This window comes from Hoeflea marina, from assembly GCF_003182275.1.
In the GTDB taxonomy this organism is placed as follows: domain Bacteria; phylum Pseudomonadota; class Alphaproteobacteria; order Rhizobiales; family Rhizobiaceae; genus Hoeflea; species Hoeflea marina.
In genome coordinates, this window is record NZ_QGTR01000003.1 from 145,569 (window position 1) to 160,637 (window position 15,069).

Genomic DNA, 15,069 nt, shown 5'->3' on the forward strand with positions numbered 1-15,069 from the left:
TTGTCATCTTGCCGCGGTGGCCGGACGGATAGGGCGCCTCGTGTCAGGCCTTGAGCTCGTCGGGCTCGAAGAGATAGGTGGTCGAGCAGAACTCGCAGACGACCGAGATGTGGCCGTCCTGGACGCTGTCGGTGATCTCCTCGGCGGAGAACCCGCTCAGCACGTCGGCGAGCTTCTCGCGCGAGCAGCTGCAATTGTCCGCCACGTCATGGGCCGGATAGACGCGCACGCCATGCTCGTGGAACAGCCGGTACAGCAGCCGCTCGGCGCCCACCTCCGGGTCGGACAGCTCATCGGCCTTGACCGTGCCGACCAATGCCTTGGCCTCGGACCAGAAGTCGTCATCGTCTGGATTGTGATCCTCCGCGCCTTCGGGCGCGTCGCCCCCGGGCAGGTCGGCGCCGCGCATGCGTTCGGGCGCGTCGGGCAGGAACTGCACCACCAGGCCACCGGAGCGCCAGTGGTGGCGGCTCTGCCCGTCCTCGTCGCGGGTCAGCAATTCGGCCACGGCGAGCTTGAGGATGGTGGGGATCTGCTCGGACTGGCGGAAATAGGTCTCGGCCATCTCGTGCAGCGACTCCCCCTTCATCTCGACGATGCCCTGGTAGCGCTGCATGTATTCGCCCTGGTCGATAGTGAAGGCGAGAATGCCGGTGCCGAGCAGTTCGGTCGGGCTGGTGCGGCCGGCGGCTTCCGCCTCGGCAAGTCGCTCTTCGTCAAACCGGGCATAGGCGCGCACATCGCCGGGCGCCGTGAAATCGGCGACCACGAGTTCAACAGGGCCATCGCCCTTGGTCTGGACGATCAGCTTGCCTTCGAATTTGAGCGAGGTTCCGAGCAGCACGGTCAGCGTGATCATCTCCGCCAGCAGGCGGGCCACCGCAACGGGATAGTCATGCCGGCCGAGAATGCCGTCGAGCAGCGGTCCCAGTTGCACGGCGCGGCCGCGGATGTCGAGGGCGCCGACCTGGAACGGGACGACCCGGTCATCACCGGCAAAATCGATGTCACCCAGGCTGCGAAGTTCTGTGTCCATTGTCATAGGATCCATCTAGTGGCGCACCCGGACGGGTGCAAGGCACCGAACTCGGCAAACCGGATGATGCGGCGCCCGAGCGGGGCGTCCCGCAGGCTCGTGCCGGGCCTCAAAGAACTCCGAAGCACCAGCGCATGATCGCCTTCTGGGCGTGCAGGCGGTTCTCGGCCTCGTCGAAGACCACCGACTGGGCGCCGTCCATCACCTCGTCGGTGACCTCCTCGCCGCGATGGGCGGGGAGGCAATGCATGAACAGCGCATCCGGATTGGCCTTGCCCATCAGTCCGGCATTGACCTGAAAGGGAACAAAAACATTGTGGCCGCGGGCCCTGTGTTCCTGGTTCATCGACACCCAGGTGTCGGTGATGACACAGTCGGCGCCTTCGACCGCCTTGACCGGATCGTTGCCGAGTTCGATCTCCGCGCCCTGTCCGCGGGCCCAGTCGACAAAGCGGGCGGTCGGCTCGGAGCCTTCCGGCACCGCGATCTTCAGCCGGTAGCCGAACTGCCCGGCGCCCTCGATCAGCGAATGCAGCACATTGTTGCCGTCACCGGTCCAGGCGATGGTCTTGCCCTTCACCGGGCCGCGATGCTCCTCGAATGTCAGGATGTCGGCCATGATCTGGCAGGGATGGGTGTCGTCGGTGAGCGCGTTGATCACCGGGACCGTGGCGTGTTCGGCCATTTCCAGCATGCGGTCATGATCGAGCGTGCGGATCATGATGGCATCGACATAGCGCGACAGCACCTTGGCGGTGTCGGCGATCGTTTCGGCGCGGCCGAGCTGCATTTCGGTGCCGGACAGGAACAGGGTTTCGCCGCCGAGCTGGCGCATGCCGACGTCAAAGGAGACCCGGGTCCTGGTCGAGGGCTTCTCGAAGATCATGGCCAGCATTTTCCCTGCCAGCGGTCGATCACGGTCGGTCGCCGACTTGGCGGCGCGCGCGGCGTCGAGCATCACGCGCAGGTCGCCGCCCGAAACGGCGGACAAATCGAGAAAATGGCGGGGCGTCCCGGCTTCTGTCTGGGTCATTGTCCGGCGGTATCCGTCAGTTGGCGGGGGAATTGGTCGACAGCTGGTCGAGGGCGGCTTCCATGCGGCTCAGGCCTTCGCGCGCTTCCTCTGCGCTCAGTATCAGCGGCGGCAACAGCCGCACGACGTTGTCGCCGGCCGGCACGCTGAGCAGGCGCTCGTTGCGGAAGGCCTGCACCATTTCGGTGTTGGACCTGACGCATTTGATGCCGATCATCAGGCCTGCTCCCCGGATTTCGGCGACGAGGCCGGGATAGCGGTCCTTGATGGCGGCCAGGCCCTGGCGCATGACCCGGGCTATGTCGCCGATATGTTCCAGAAAGCCATCGGCGAGGACAACGTCAAGCACGGCATTGCCGACGGCCATCGCCAGCGGGTTGCCGCCGAAGGTGGTGCCGTGGCTGCCGGCGGTCATGCCGTCGGCCGCCTCGGCCGTGGCAAGGCAGGCCCCCATCGGGAAACCGCCGCCGATGCCCTTGGCAATCGCCATGATGTCGGGGGTGATGCCTGCCCATTCGTGGGCAAACAGCTTTCCGGTGCGGCCGACGCCGGACTGGACCTCATCAAGCACCAGCAGGATCCCGCTCTCGTCGCAGAGATCGCGCAGCGCGCGCAGCCATTCGGGGGTCAGCGTGCGCACGCCGCCCTCACCCTGCAGCGGCTCGATCAGGATTGCCGCAGTCTCATGGGTAATGGCGGCCTTGAAGGCGTCGAGATCACCGAACGGCACCTGCTCGAATCCCTCGACCTTCGGGCCGAACCCCTCGAGATACTTGGCCTGGCTGCCGGCGGCGATCGTCGCCAGGGTGCGGCCGTGGAAGGCGCCCTCCATGGTGATGATGCGGAAGCGCTCCGGCTGGCCATTGACGAAGAAGTGGCGGCGCGCGGTCTTGATGGCGCATTCCAGCGCCTCTGCGCCGGAATTGGTGAAGAACACCTTGTCGGCAAATGTCGCCTGCACCAGGCGCTCGCCAAGTCGGGTCTGGCCCGGAATTTCATAGAGATTGGACAGATGCCAGAGGCGCCCGGCCTGATCGGTCAGGGCATTGACGAGATGCGGATGCGAATAGCCCAGCGAGTTTACGGCAATGCCTGCGCCGAAATCGAGATATCGGTCGCCGTTGTCGGCAATCAGCCAGACGCCCTCGCCCCGCTCGAACCTGACGGGAATCCGGTTGTATGTGTCATAAAGCGGCGTGGCCTGTGCCATGGCGCTTGTCTCCCATATCCGGCCGGTCATGCCGATCATTGCAAATCGGTCGAACAAACCGGTTGGTGGTTGCCAGAAAATCAAAACGCCGCCCCTGCGGGCGGCGCGGGCACTATTTACGTTTCAAAGTGGGATGTCAATCTGAGCCGCGTTTCAGGGCTTTGGCGGGTCTGCGGACGGTTTGGCCGGGCCGGTACGCCGGCGTCTCTGAGAATTCCGGTAAGTTGGGGAAAACCACAAAAAGGATTCCCCATGATTCGCCTGACTCTTGTCACGGAGTCAGGCGACCACTAAGTTACGGGTGACAGACTGGAAGGTCGCGGCGGACACTGGTCACCTCACAGCAACCGTATGTATCGGCTCCGGCGCCGCCGGACGTTGATGAGGGATTCTGCCATCCCGACGTACGGGGCACAGGGAGAAAGATGCATGAACTGGACTGATGAACGGGTCGAAAGACTCAAGAAGCTCTGGGCCGACGGTCTGAGCGCAAGCCAGATTGCGGCACAGCTCGGCGGCGTCAGCCGCAATGCGGTCATCGGCAAGGTGCATCGCCTGAACCTGCCCGGTCGTGCGAAAAGCGGCGGACAGGCCGCTGTTCGCACCAAACGGACCACGACCGCACCGCGCGCTCCCAACTATGCAAGCCGCGGCCAGACATCGACCAACGCCGTCAGCAGATCCTCCATCGGCGGCATTTCGGCCGGTGGCGGGGCCACTGCGCTGAAACAGGACGTGGAGGTCTCGACCGCACTGGCACTGGACACGCGCCCGATCCAGGACGTGGTGGTGCCGATTTCCCGCCGCCTGAGCCTGATCGAACTCAGCGAACGCACCTGCAAATGGCCCATCGGCGACCCGCTTCAGGAAGGTTTCCATTTCTGCGGCAACGATGCGGCCGAGGCAGCCCCCTACTGCACCTATCATTCCCGCCTGGCCTTCCAGCCATCGAGCGAGCGCAAGCGCGCACGCTGAACACAGACTGCAGCAGACCAAAAAAGCCCGGATTGTCCGGGCTTTTCTGTGTCTGGACCGCGGCTGACAAGGCTCAGCTCTCGATTGCGTATCCCGCGCCGCGCACCGTTCGGACGATGTCGCGCATGTTGGACAGATTGAGCGCCTTGCGCAGGCGGCCGACATGCACATCCACCGTGCGCTCGTCGACATAGACATCATGGCCCCAGACGCCGTCGAGCAGCTGCGAGCGGGAGTAGACCCGCCCCGGCGAGCTCATCAGATATTCCAGCAGCCGGAACTCTGTGGGGCCCAGCTTGACGTCGCGGCCCCGGCGGCGGACCCGATGGGTCTCGCGATCAAGCTCGACATCCCCGACCTTGAGCTGGCTGGAGATCGACTCCGGCCTCGCACGCCTGAGCATGGCGCGAATGCGGGCGAGCAGTTCCGGCGTCGAAAACGGCTTGACGACATAATCGTCGGCGCCGGTTGTCAGGCCGCGAATGCGCTCGCTCTCCTCGCCGCGCGCCGTCAGCATGATGATCGGCAGCCGTTCGGTTTCCGGCCGCAGCCGAAGCCGGCGGCAGAGTTCGATGCCCGAAATCCCGGGCAGCATCCAGTCGAGCACCAGCAGGTCGGGCACCCGCTCGCGCAGGCGGATCTCCGCCTCGTCGCCGCGGCCGACCGTATCGACCTCGTAGCCTTCAGCTTCAAGATTGTAGCGCAGCAGCACGCTGAGCGCCTCTTCGTCCTCAACCACCGTTATGCGCGGAGTCATGGCCATGGGTCAGTCCCCGTTGTGTGTGCTCAATCGCCCGGCGAAGTGGCGATGACATTGGCAGTGTCATCATCCTTCGGCCGGTCGCTGGACATCTGGTCGCCGGTCGCCACGTAGTAGACGGTCTCGGCAATGTTGGTGGCGTGATCGCCGATCCGCTCGATGTTCTTGGCGCAGAACAGCAGATGGGTGCAGGCGGTGATGTTGCGCGGGTCTTCCATCATGTAGGTGAGCAGTTCGCGGAACAGCGACGTGTAGATGGCGTCGATCTCCTCGTCGCGTTCCCGGATGGAGGTGGCAAGTTCCGGCGAACGGGTGGCGAAAGCATCGAGCACTTCCTTGAGCTGGGTCAGCGCCAGCTCGGCCAGATGCTCGAGTCCGCGCACAAGCTTCTTGGGCTGCGCCATGGTGTGGACCGCGATCACCCGCTTGGCGATGTTCTTGCCCAGGTCACCGACCCGCTCGAGGTCGGAGGCGATGCGGATCGAGCCGATGATCTCGCGCAGATCCTGGGCCATGGGCTGTCGCTTGGCGATGATCAGGACCGCCCGGTCATAGATCTCGCGCTCGGCGACATCGAGCAGAAGATCCTCGGAGATCACCCGCTGGGCGAGCGCCATGTCGGCATTGACCAGCGCCTGCACGGAGTCGGCGACCATGCCCTCGCCGATGCCGCCCATTTCGGAAAGGCGGCGGACCAGCCAGCGGAGTTCATCATCATAGGCACTAACTGTGTGTGCTACAGGCATGGGTGCGTCCTCGCAAAGTAAAGTCGATCATGGGCGCCGGGAGATCTGTCAACCGAAGCGGCCGGTGATGTAGTCCTGGGTGCGGCGGTCATCCGGATTGGTGAACATCTTGTCGGTGGGACCTTCCTCGACGACGATGCCCATGTGAAACATCGCCGTTCGCTGCGAAACCCTGGCGGCCTGCTGCATCGAGTGGGTGACGATGATGACCGTGTACTGGTTGCGCAACTCCGAAATCAGCTCCTCGACCTGGGCGGTCGCGATCGGATCGAGCGCCGAGCAGGGCTCGTCCATCAACAGCACTTCCGGAGACGTGGCGATGGCGCGGGCGATGCAGAGACGCTGCTGCTGGCCGCCGGAGAGGCCGGTCCCGGGTGCAGCGAGGCGATCCTTGACCTCGTTCCAGAGAGCGGCCTTGTGCAGAGACTGTTCGACCACCTCGTCGAGCTCGGCCTTGGTGCGGGTCAGGCCGTGGATCTTGGGCCCATAGGCGACATTGTCATAGATGGATTTCGGGAAGGGGTTGGGCTTCTGAAACACCATCCCCACCTTCGCCCTGAGCTGGACCGGGTCGACACGGCGGTCATAGATGTCCTCGCCGTCAATCTCGATCCGGCCCTCGACGCGACAGCCGACGATGGTGTCGTTCATCCGGTTGAGGCAGCGCAGGAATGTCGATTTCCCGCAGCCCGACGGCCCGATGAAAGCGGTCACCGACTCGCTGGGGATGTCGATGTTGACATCCTTGATGGCGTGGTTCTGCCCATAATAGACCTGGACATTGCGAGCGTTCACTTTGGCGGCCTTGACCGGCAGGGGGAGTTCAGTCATTCGCATGTTGCTCATTCTCTTACCTTTTCCAAACTCTACCAGCGACGCTCGAAACGTCGGCGCAGGATGATGGCCACCGCATTCATGACCAGAAGAAAGACCAGCAGCACGATGATCGCACCGGATGCCCGTTCAACAAAAGCGGGATCGGCTCGCTGGGTGAAATTGTAGACCTGCACCGGAAGCGCCGATGCCGGGTCGAAGAAGCCTTCCGGGGGGCTGGCCGGGAAGTCGCGCACGAAGGCAACCATGCCGATGAGCAGCAGCGGAGCTGTTTCACCCAGAGCCTGGGCAAGCCCGATGATGGTGCCGGTCAGAATGCCGGGCATGGCGAGCGGCAGCACATGGTGGAATATGGTCTGCATCTTCGAGGCTCCGACACCCAGGGCGGCATCGCGGATGGACGGCGGCACCGACTTGAGGCTGGCGCGGGTCGATATGATGATCGTCGGCAGCGTCATCAGGGTCAGCACCAGTCCGCCGACAATCGGAGCCGACTGCGGCAAGCCGGCGAAATTGATGAAGATTGCAAGGCCGAGAATGCCGAACACGATGGACGGCACGGCCGCGAGATTGGCGATGTTGACCTCGATGAGGTCAGTCCAGCGGTTGGTGGGTGCGAATTCCTCCAGATAGATCGAGGCGGCCACCCCAAGCGGCAACGACAGCACCAGCACGATCAGCATCATGTAGGCCGAGCCGATGATGGCCACGCCGAGGCCAGCCGCCTCCGGCCTGAGTTCCGAAGCGTCCGGGCCAAGAATGAAGTCCCAGTTGAAGTGAAGGCCCATGAGTCCCTTCGCCTTCATCTCGTCGGCAATCGCCAGCTGGGCGGGAGAGATGTTGCTGTCGAGCTCGGCCGACGCCATCGACACACGACCCTTGAAATAACCGTCGACGCGGCCGGAGGCAAAGGCACGGAAATCAATGGTCGTTCCGATGAGATCCGGATTGGCCAGGACCCGATTGCGCAGCTGTGCCGGGGCTTCCTTGGAAATCAGGTTGAAGACGTCGCGCACCGAGGAGTCATCGGTGGCAATTCCGGCCTCGGCCAGGGTGGCAACCAGCCCGGCCTGGATCACCTTGCCGTAGCCGATCGTCGTGACCTTCTTCATCGCTTCGACGTCGCGCGTCCCCGAAGGATCGAGCCGGGCCGGATCAAGCGGAACCTTGATTTCGATGAAGGTCTGGCGGAATGCTCCCAGACCATTGTCGAGCACGGTAAACAGCAGCAATGCCAACGCAAGCATCGAAATGGTGATGGCGATCACGCCATAGAGACGAAAGCGGCGCTCGGCGGCGTTGCGGTTCCTGGTGCGGACATCGGCTTCGAAAAGCGAGAAAACCTGACGGGGGGTCGCAAAGGTCATTCGTATTGTTCCCGATATTTGCGCACCACATACAGTGCCACGACATTGAGCGCGAGCGTGAAGACAAAGAGCGTCAGGCCCAGCGCGAACGCCACGAGGGTCTCCGGCGATCCGAATTCCGTGTCGCCGGTCAGCTGGCTGACGATCTTGACGGTGATGGTCGTCATCGCCTCGAACGGGTTGAGGCTGAGCTTGGCGGCCGCGCCGGCGCCCAGCACCACGATCATGGTTTCGCCGATGGCCCGGCTGGCAGCCAGCAGGATGGCGCCGACGATCCCCGGCAACGCCGCGGGAAGGATCACCTGCTTGACCGTCTCCGACTGGGTCGCCCCGAGGCCGAAGGATCCGTCGCGCATGCTCTGCGGCACGGCGTTGATGATATCGTCGGAGAGCGAGGAGACAAAGGGAATGAGCATGATGCCCATGACCAAACCGGCCGTCATCACCGAGGACGAGCTCGACCCGATGCCGAGCGGCGCGGCGAAATAGTCGCGCAGGAAGGGGCCGACGGTGATCAAGGCAAACAGACCGTAGACGATGGTGGGGATGCCGGCGAGGATCTCGATGGCGGGCTTGACCACGGCACGGACCGTCTTGGACGCATATTCAGCGAGATAGATCGCAGCCAGCAGTCCGATCGGGACCGACACGAGCAGCGCGATGAACGAGACATACAGCGTGCCCCAGACCAGCGGCCAGATGCCCAGATCGGACCCGCCGCGAAACTGCGGATTCCAGACCGTGCTGAAGAAGAAGCCTTCAGGGGAATAGAGGCGAAAGAAATGCCATGTCTCGAAGACCAGCGAACAAACGATGCCGACAGTGGTCATGACCGCCACGAAGGACGACGCGATCAGCAGCGCGATCACGGCGCGCTCGCTGACATTGCGGGCGCGGTAGTCCGGACGGATCCGCGACAGTGAAAAGAACAGTCCGGCCAGCGTGACGGCGACCACGACCGTGGTCATGATCAGCAGCGCGGTGCGCAGGATCAGGCGGTACGCTTTGGCGGTTTCGAACACCGCCGGGTCAACGTCGGAAGCGAGCGCAACTCCGACCTCGGCAAGACGGCCGCGCACATCGGTGCTGTTGGCGTCGAGCGCCGCAATGTCGCCTTCGCTCAGAGACGACCGGGCCACAAGCGCGTCGAGACCGCCGGCCATGCGGCGCACATCGCTCAGCACCAGGCTCGTGGACGAGCCATCGGCGATGGATCCGGGCGCAATCGTCGAGATCACGTGATTTTCGATCACCAGCGGCTGGATCAGCAGCCACGCAAGCATGACAAGCAGGGCCGGCGCAGCGGTGAGAATGAAGACCGACTGGCCGTAATAGCCGGGCAGTGAATGCAGCCTGCGCAGATCACCCTGCACTGAAGCGAGCGCACGCCGGCGGCCAAGCCCGTATCCGAGTGCGGCGACCGCAATGACAATCAGAAGAAGAAGACCGACGCTCATGGGAAATCCCGACAGGCAAGAGGAACGGGTGGCGCGGCAGGCGCGCCACCCGAGAGGAACCAGGGATCAGTTCAGCGGACCCATCGGGGTGCCTGCGGCAACGGCAGCCTGCGTGGCGGCCAGCTCGGGGTCGGAGACGAGGCCGTAGGCAGCGAGCGGGCCGTTGGGGCCGGCCATGTCATCGGACACGAAGAAGTCGATGTATTCCTGCAGGCCGGGGATCACGCCCAGATGCGCCTTCTTGACGTAGAAGTACAGCGGACGGGAGACCGGATATTCGCCGGAAGCAATCGTTTCGGTCGAAGGCACGATATCCTTCATGGTGGCGACGCGGAGCTTGTCGGTGTTGTTCTGGTAGAACGACAGGCCGAAGACGCCAATGGCGTTCTTGTTGGCGTCGAGGCGCGAGAGCGTCTCGGTGTAGTCGCCATCGATGTCGACCGACACACCATCGGTGCGCAGTTCGAGGCAGGACTTGGCAGCGGCCTTCTTGTCGTCGCCGGCGGCCTTCAGGAACGCGTCGTACGCGCCGGTGTCCTTGCAGCCTTCTTCGAGAACCTTGACATCGAAGACTTCGCGGGTGCCGTGCTTGGTGCCGGGGATGAAGGCCAGGATGTCCTGGGCCGGCAGCTCGGGGTTCACGTCGGCCCAGGTCTTGTTGGTGTTGGCAGTGATCGCGCCGTCCTTGATGACGTTGGCGGCCAGTGCGCCGTACCAGTCGGCCGGGGTGAAGGCGAATTCGGGGCCATTGATTTCCGAGGCGAACACGATGCCGTCGTAACCGATGCGGACTTCCATGATCTCGTTGACGCCGTTGGTCTTGCAGAGATCGATGTCGCCCTGGGAGATGCGCGAGGACGAATTGGCGATGTCGATGGTGTTCTCGTCGACGCCTTCACAGAGCTTCTTGCGGCCGGCGCCCGAACCACCACCTTCAACGACCGGGGTCGGGAAATCAAAATTCTCGCCGAAAGCTTCGGCAACGATGGTCGCGTAGGGCAGGACGGTCGAGGAACCGGCGATCTGGATCTGGTCGCGTGCAACTGCGACGCCGGCAAGGCCGGTTGTCGCCATGAGGACAGCGGCTGCAGTGATTTTGAACGTGTTCATGAAATTCTCCCGTGATGGGCTGGGGTTTCGGCCCCGTAAGGAACCGCTTGGTCGCCGTTTTCGGCTGGCCTGTTTCTAGGCCCCTGCGGATTCCTTTTTATGACACTCTGATCACTGTTTTATGACATTTCATCCCCTTGATATTGCTTGTCTTAATTGGGATGACTCACCCGCGTGCGTCAGATTCGCGATTGAATCTGACACTGAAGGTCGATCCCTCGCCTGGCTCAGAGCGGACCAGCAGCCGCGCCCGGTGGCGAGTCAGGATGTGCTTGACGATGGCAAGCCCCAATCCGGTACCCTTCTTGGTCCGGCTGGATTCGACATCGACGCGGTAGAAGCGCTCAGTCAGGCGCGGCACATGCTGCCTGGCGATGCCCGGTCCGTAGTCTCGCACCGACACCAGCGTCCCCATTCCCGTGTCGGGCTCGATGCCGACATCGACACGGCCACCGCTCTGGCCATATTTGCAGGCATTCTCGATCAGGTTCTCGAGCACCTGGATCAGCTCGTCGCGGTCCCCGGAGACGATCACCGGCCGATCGCCATGCGACAGGTTGATCTCGACGCCGATCTCGGCGGCCATCGGACGCAGGGCATCGCAGACATGGCCGGCGATCTCGACCAGATCGACGCGTCCCTGGGGAGCCACATGCGAGCGCAGTTCAAGCCGCGAGAGCGACAGCAGGTCGTCGATCAACCGCGACATTCGCGACGCCTGGTCGAGCATGATGCCGAGAAATCTTTCGCGCGCCTTGGCGTCGTCCCGTGCCGGGCCCTGCATGGTTTCCACGAACCCCATCAGCGAGGCCAGCGGTGTCCTGAGCTCGTGGCTGGCATTGGCAACGAAGTCGGACCGCATGCGGTCGAGACGGCGCGCTTCGGTCAGGTCGCGAAAACTCAGCACAAACAGGCTGGCGCCGGTCCGGCCGGTGGCATCGCCCTCCGCGGCGTCACCGGACACGGCGGCGGCACGAACCTCGAACCAGCGCTCGGACGGCACTTTCTCGACCAGCTCGACTGTCCGGGTGTCGCCGTCGGCAATGACCCTGGCCACCATGTCGAGAATGGCCGGCGAGCGGATGCGGGCGGCAAGGGCCGCGCGTTCGGGGAAGGTGCCGAGATGGATGCGGGCAGCCGCGTTCTGGTGCACCACCGTCGTTTCCCGGTCGATCAGCACGACCGGCAGATCGAGCGCCGCCAGCACCGCGAAATCCGTCAGGCCGATTGCGTCGCTGTTTTTGTCCGCCATGCATGTCTCCATCCCTGCCTGATGCAGACTTGTTTAGCCGCATTGCTTGAAATCACAATGACGATGTGGCCCTGTGAGGGGAATGAGGCCAGCAGTGTGGCCAGGGCGAACAACGGAGACTGCGAATGTCAAAACCGGCGGAATCAAATGCAGTCGAGATCGACGTGGATGGAAAGAAGCGCAAATTCGACATCGATGACCCGCAATTGCCCGACTGGGTCAAGGACGAGGCCTTCGAGTCGGGCAACTACCCCTACAAGAAGAAGCTCGACAAGGACGAATACGAGGAGACGCTGACGGCGCTGCAGATCGAACTGGTGAAGGTGCAGGCGTGGATGGCGGATACGGGCAGCCGGGTGATCTCGGTGTTCGAGGGCCGAGACGCCGCCGGCAAGGGCGGCTCGATCGGGGCAACGCGCGCTTACATGAACCCGCGTTCGGCCCGCATCGTGGCCCTGCCGAAGCCGACGGAAACCGAGCGCGGGCAATGGTACTACCAGCGCTATGTCGATCACTTCCCGACCGCCGGCGAGTTCGTGCTGTTTGACCGTTCCTGGTACAATCGCGCCGGCGTCGAGCCCGTCATGGGCTTCTGCACGCCGGAGGAACACATCCACTTTCTCGAGGAGACCCCGCATTTCGAGCGCATGCCGGTCAAGGCCGGCATCCACCTGTTCAAGTTCTGGCTCAATATCGGCAGGGAAATGCAGCTCAAACGGTTTCATGACCGGCGGCACGACCCGCTCAAGACCTGGAAGCTATCGCCCATGGACATCGCCAGCCTGACCAAATGGGACGACTACACCGAGAAGCGCGACCTGATGCTGAAGGAAACCCATATCCCCGGCGCGCCCTGGACCGTGGTTCGCGCCAACGACAAGCGCCGCGCCCGCATCAATGTCATCCGCACCATCCTCACCGAATTGCCCTATGCGGGCAAGGACAAGGGCGCCATTGGCGAGATCGACGACAAGATCGTTGGCGAGGGTCCGGAGGCGATCAAGTCCTGAACCGGCGCGGACCTGCCTTCCGGCGCCCCCCGCAGGAACGCCGGCACTGTGCAATCGGACACAGCGCCGCGATGGAGATGCTTTACTGAGCAGCGAGATCAACTGCGGCACCGGCTGGCAAAGGTTCCATTTGCGCGCCGAGGTGCTATGAAAGGCAGACCGTATCCATGACTGCACACGCCATTCCGAGAATGCTGCCATGAAACATCTTTTGGTCCCGCTGGTCTGGTCTGCGTCGTTGCTGACGGCTGTCTCTCCCTTGCCGGCGGCCGGGAGCGACATCGATACCGCATTCTCCGGCCGCTACCAGAACCCGGAGGATGTTTTCGCGCTCGGCGAATTCGTCCGCGCCGCCTCGGACACGGGCCAGTTCGACCAGGCGATCTCGACATTGGAAGAACACCTCATCCGCCACGCCGACGACGGGCGGGCACGGCTGGCGCTGGCGCGGCTCTATGCCAATGTCGGATCATGGGATCTGGCGGTCGAGCAAGTGACCGATGCCTTGGCAACCGGTCAGTTGAGCGGTGGCGAACAGATCGAGGCGAGCCGGCTGCAGCGCCGTGCATCCCGGGCCGCCAGCGGAGTCGAATGGTTTCTGGACGTCAGCGCAGGTGTGCGAGTCACTGATCTGGACGTGGATGTGCCTTACTCGTCCTGGCATGACCGCACCGACACCGGCGGGTATGCCAAGGCCGACGGAGCGGTGCGGTTCGATCTTGGAACCGGGCTTGGCGATGCGCTGATCATTGCAGGCAGCGCAGAAGTGGACCGCCACTACGAAGACAACTTCCTAGGCGACGGCCCATCATTCGGCCTTTCCGATGGCGATCTCTTCAACGCCCGCCATGGACGTGTTTCACTGACCTACGACATGGGCTTGCCGGTGACCTCCATCGATGCTGCGAGACTGCAATTTGGCGGCTTCGCGGAGGTTCAGACCTATCATCAGCAAATCCGTGAACAGGCATTGGGCGGATTGGCTCGACTCGTTCTTCTGCCAACGGTTGACACGCAAATTTATGGTGAGGTCAGTTATTCCGACTTGTCCCAATCGGAAGGTCTGTTGTCGCAATCGCGGCTCACCTGGGAGGCTGGCAGCAGTTGGCGCGTCGCCCAAAGCCATACGCTGGGTCTTCTTGGCCGCGGCCTGCGCGAAGAAGATGACAGCGGCGACGCTACGGCGGAGATGTCTGAAGTTGGCGTGTCTTACCTCGGCATATTGCCGTTTCGGCCTTTCAACACGATCTGGACACACCAACTCACCGGAACGATCGGCACTTTTTCGAGCAAGAACTCCATAGAGTATGATGACATTAAGGTCTTCACGGGCAAGCACTGGCGGATTGAGTGGGCCAACCAGTTCCACATCGATGGCCAAAATCGGATCGACCTTTCCTATTCGGCTACCCGGCGCAATTTCGACCCGGCCGGAAACGTACCTGAGATAATAGAGGGGCAGAGCTCGCTGACCCAGTCGGTGAGCCTTGGCTTCACCCACAGGTTCTAGGGAGACCATGATGCAGTGCTCGATCAAGACTTTCCTTCTTCCGTTGGCCCTGATGGCATGGACCACCGGCACCGCAATGGCGGATTCGGTGGGCGAATTGACGGCGGTGCAGACCAATGTCGATCGCAACGGAACCGTGGCCCAGATCGGCAGCGGAATTTCGCTTGGCGACACACTGGTCAGTAACACCACCGGCTTGGGCATGATCGTGTTCATCGACCAGTCAAGCGCCAAGATCGGTCCGAATTCGCGTCTGGTGATCGACGACTTCGTCTATTCCGGCGGAACCGGCAAGAGTGCGGTGCGCATGGACCGCGGCGTAACCCGGTTTTACGGCGGACGAATTTCCAAGAAGGGCGCAATGTCGATCACCACACCCAATGTGGTGCTCGCCGTACGTGGAGGCATCGTTGACGTATCGGTGGCCGGCGGCGTCAGCATCGCGACATTGCGCGCGGGCAAGCTCACCTGCACCGCCGGTGGCGTCACCAAGGTGATCACCAAACCGGGTATGGCCTGCACTTCCGATTCAAACGGGCTGCGGATCGGCAAAACCGGAGTCTTCAAGGTATTGAACCCGGCCATCGGCACCGGTGACAGCGACGGCATTGACAGCGCCGGGCTCTGCTCGGGAAAGGCTTCCTCGCGGCTGCCCTTCTGCCAGAGCCGCAATGGCCAGTTGCCCGGCTTTGGTAGCCAAGGGTCACGGACCATTCTGAGGATTCCACCGATCCGAAAGGGCGATTATTGAAATGGAAAAGGCCGCGGG

The 15,069-nt window shown here is 63.0% G+C and carries 14 protein-coding genes; 4 read left to right on the forward strand and 10 right to left on the reverse strand.

Annotation, left to right across the window (positions count from 1 at the left end):
* Nucleotides 1–43 precede the first annotated feature (43 nt).
* The 3 genes from DFR52_RS11915 to DFR52_RS11925 form a co-directional block, all read right to left on the reverse strand.
* Nucleotides 44–1,036 (reverse strand): Hsp33 family molecular chaperone, encoded by a 993-nt coding sequence (locus DFR52_RS11915; protein ID WP_245415320.1) that lies wholly within the window; start codon nt 1,034–1,036, stop codon nt 44–46.
* Between the two features lie 109 nt (nt 1,037–1,145).
* Nucleotides 1,146–2,069, reverse strand: a complete 924-nt coding sequence (gene argF / locus DFR52_RS11920; RefSeq protein WP_110032209.1) for an ornithine carbamoyltransferase — start codon at nt 2,067–2,069, stop codon at nt 1,146–1,148.
* 16 nt (nt 2,070–2,085) lie between these two features.
* On the reverse strand, nt 2,086–3,279 hold the full coding sequence (locus DFR52_RS11925) for an aspartate aminotransferase family protein (protein WP_110032830.1): 1,194 nt from the start codon (nt 3,277–3,279) through the stop codon (nt 2,086–2,088).
* 429 nt (nt 3,280–3,708) lie between these two features.
* On the opposite strand from DFR52_RS11925, the gene DFR52_RS11930 reads away from it, so the two are divergent.
* Nucleotides 3,709–4,254, forward strand: coding sequence for a GcrA family cell cycle regulator (locus DFR52_RS11930; RefSeq protein WP_110032210.1), 546 nt, complete (start codon nt 3,709–3,711; stop codon nt 4,252–4,254).
* A 73-nt stretch (nt 4,255–4,327) separates the two neighbouring features.
* Here the strand turns inward: DFR52_RS11930 and phoB are convergent, their stop codons facing one another.
* From phoB to phoR, 7 genes are all read right to left on the reverse strand, one after another.
* Nucleotides 4,328–5,011 (reverse strand): phosphate regulon transcriptional regulator PhoB, encoded by a 684-nt coding sequence (gene phoB, locus DFR52_RS11935; protein WP_110032831.1) that lies wholly within the window; start codon nt 5,009–5,011, stop codon nt 4,328–4,330.
* A gap of 29 nt (nt 5,012–5,040) precedes the next feature.
* Nucleotides 5,041–5,760, reverse strand: coding sequence for a phosphate signaling complex protein PhoU (gene phoU / locus DFR52_RS11940; RefSeq protein ID WP_110032211.1), 720 nt, complete (start codon nt 5,758–5,760; stop codon nt 5,041–5,043).
* Between the two features lie 48 nt (nt 5,761–5,808).
* Nucleotides 5,809–6,597 carry a phosphate ABC transporter ATP-binding protein PstB gene (pstB, locus tag DFR52_RS11945; protein ID WP_245415356.1) on the reverse strand — a complete coding sequence of 263 codons (789 nt, stop codon included), beginning with the start codon at nt 6,595–6,597 and terminating at the stop codon, nt 5,809–5,811.
* Between the two features lie 29 nt (nt 6,598–6,626).
* The gene (gene pstA, locus DFR52_RS11950) at nt 6,627–7,961 is read right to left on the reverse strand and encodes a phosphate ABC transporter permease PstA (protein WP_110032213.1); all 1,335 of its coding nucleotides are present in this window, start codon (nt 7,959–7,961) and stop codon (nt 6,627–6,629) included.
* Nucleotides 7,958–9,418, reverse strand: a complete 1,461-nt coding sequence (pstC, locus tag DFR52_RS11955) for a phosphate ABC transporter permease subunit PstC (RefSeq protein ID WP_110032214.1) — start codon at nt 9,416–9,418, stop codon at nt 7,958–7,960. The genes pstA and pstC overlap by 4 nt, the downstream gene beginning before the upstream one ends.
* 66 nt (nt 9,419–9,484) lie before the next feature.
* Complete coding sequence (locus tag DFR52_RS11960) at nt 9,485–10,528, reverse strand: substrate-binding domain-containing protein (RefSeq protein ID WP_110032215.1); 1,044 nt, start codon at nt 10,526–10,528, stop codon at nt 9,485–9,487.
* Between the two features lie 166 nt (nt 10,529–10,694).
* The gene (phoR, locus tag DFR52_RS11965) at nt 10,695–11,780 is read right to left on the reverse strand and encodes a phosphate regulon sensor histidine kinase PhoR (protein ID WP_245415321.1); all 1,086 of its coding nucleotides are present in this window, start codon (nt 11,778–11,780) and stop codon (nt 10,695–10,697) included.
* A 125-nt stretch (nt 11,781–11,905) separates the two neighbouring features.
* On the opposite strand from phoR, the gene ppk2 reads away from it, so the two are divergent.
* The 3 genes from ppk2 to DFR52_RS11980 all read left to right on the forward strand — a co-directional run bounded on the left by ppk2 (nt 11,906) and on the right by DFR52_RS11980 (nt 15,051).
* Nucleotides 11,906–12,790 (forward strand): polyphosphate kinase 2, encoded by an 885-nt coding sequence (ppk2, locus tag DFR52_RS11970; protein WP_110032217.1) that lies wholly within the window; start codon nt 11,906–11,908, stop codon nt 12,788–12,790.
* Nucleotides 12,791–12,989: 199 nt separating this feature from the next.
* A complete protein-coding gene (locus DFR52_RS11975; RefSeq protein WP_146215608.1) occupies nt 12,990–14,300 on the forward strand; it encodes a tetratricopeptide repeat protein in 1,311 nt (436 codons plus the stop codon).
* 10 nt (nt 14,301–14,310) lie between these two features.
* Nucleotides 14,311–15,051 carry a FecR family protein gene (locus DFR52_RS11980; protein ID WP_158284945.1) on the forward strand — a complete coding sequence of 247 codons (741 nt, stop codon included), beginning with the start codon at nt 14,311–14,313 and terminating at the stop codon, nt 15,049–15,051.
* Nucleotides 15,052–15,069: the final 18 nt, after the last annotated feature.

Excerpts from the sequence above, each read along its gene's own strand:
- DFR52_RS11915 (WP_245415320.1), bottom strand. The coding sequence starts at position 1,036 with ATGGACACAGAACTTCGCAGCCTGGGTGACATCGATTTTGCCGGTGAT.
- argF (WP_110032209.1), bottom strand. The coding sequence starts at position 2,069 with ATGACCCAGACAGAAGCCGGGACGCCCCGCCATTTTCTCGATTTGTCC.
- DFR52_RS11925 (WP_110032830.1), bottom strand. The coding sequence starts at position 3,279 with ATGGCACAGGCCACGCCGCTTTATGACACATACAACCGGATTCCCGTC.
- DFR52_RS11930 (WP_110032210.1), top strand. The coding sequence starts at position 3,709 with ATGAACTGGACTGATGAACGGGTCGAAAGACTCAAGAAGCTCTGGGCC.
- phoB (WP_110032831.1), bottom strand. The coding sequence starts at position 5,011 with ATGACTCCGCGCATAACGGTGGTTGAGGACGAAGAGGCGCTCAGCGTG.
- phoU (WP_110032211.1), bottom strand. The coding sequence starts at position 5,760 with ATGCCTGTAGCACACACAGTTAGTGCCTATGATGATGAACTCCGCTGG.
- pstB (WP_245415356.1), bottom strand. The coding sequence starts at position 6,597 with ATGCGAATGACTGAACTCCCCCTGCCGGTCAAGGCCGCCAAAGTGAAC.
- pstA (WP_110032213.1), bottom strand. The coding sequence starts at position 7,961 with ATGACCTTTGCGACCCCCCGTCAGGTTTTCTCGCTTTTCGAAGCCGAT.
- pstC (WP_110032214.1), bottom strand. The coding sequence starts at position 9,418 with ATGAGCGTCGGTCTTCTTCTTCTGATTGTCATTGCGGTCGCCGCACTC.
- DFR52_RS11960 (WP_110032215.1), bottom strand. The coding sequence starts at position 10,528 with ATGAACACGTTCAAAATCACTGCAGCCGCTGTCCTCATGGCGACAACC.
- phoR (WP_245415321.1), bottom strand. The coding sequence starts at position 11,780 with ATGGCGGACAAAAACAGCGACGCAATCGGCCTGACGGATTTCGCGGTG.
- ppk2 (WP_110032217.1), top strand. The coding sequence starts at position 11,906 with ATGTCAAAACCGGCGGAATCAAATGCAGTCGAGATCGACGTGGATGGA.
- DFR52_RS11975 (WP_146215608.1), top strand. The coding sequence starts at position 12,990 with ATGAAACATCTTTTGGTCCCGCTGGTCTGGTCTGCGTCGTTGCTGACG.
- DFR52_RS11980 (WP_158284945.1), top strand. The coding sequence starts at position 14,311 with ATGCAGTGCTCGATCAAGACTTTCCTTCTTCCGTTGGCCCTGATGGCA.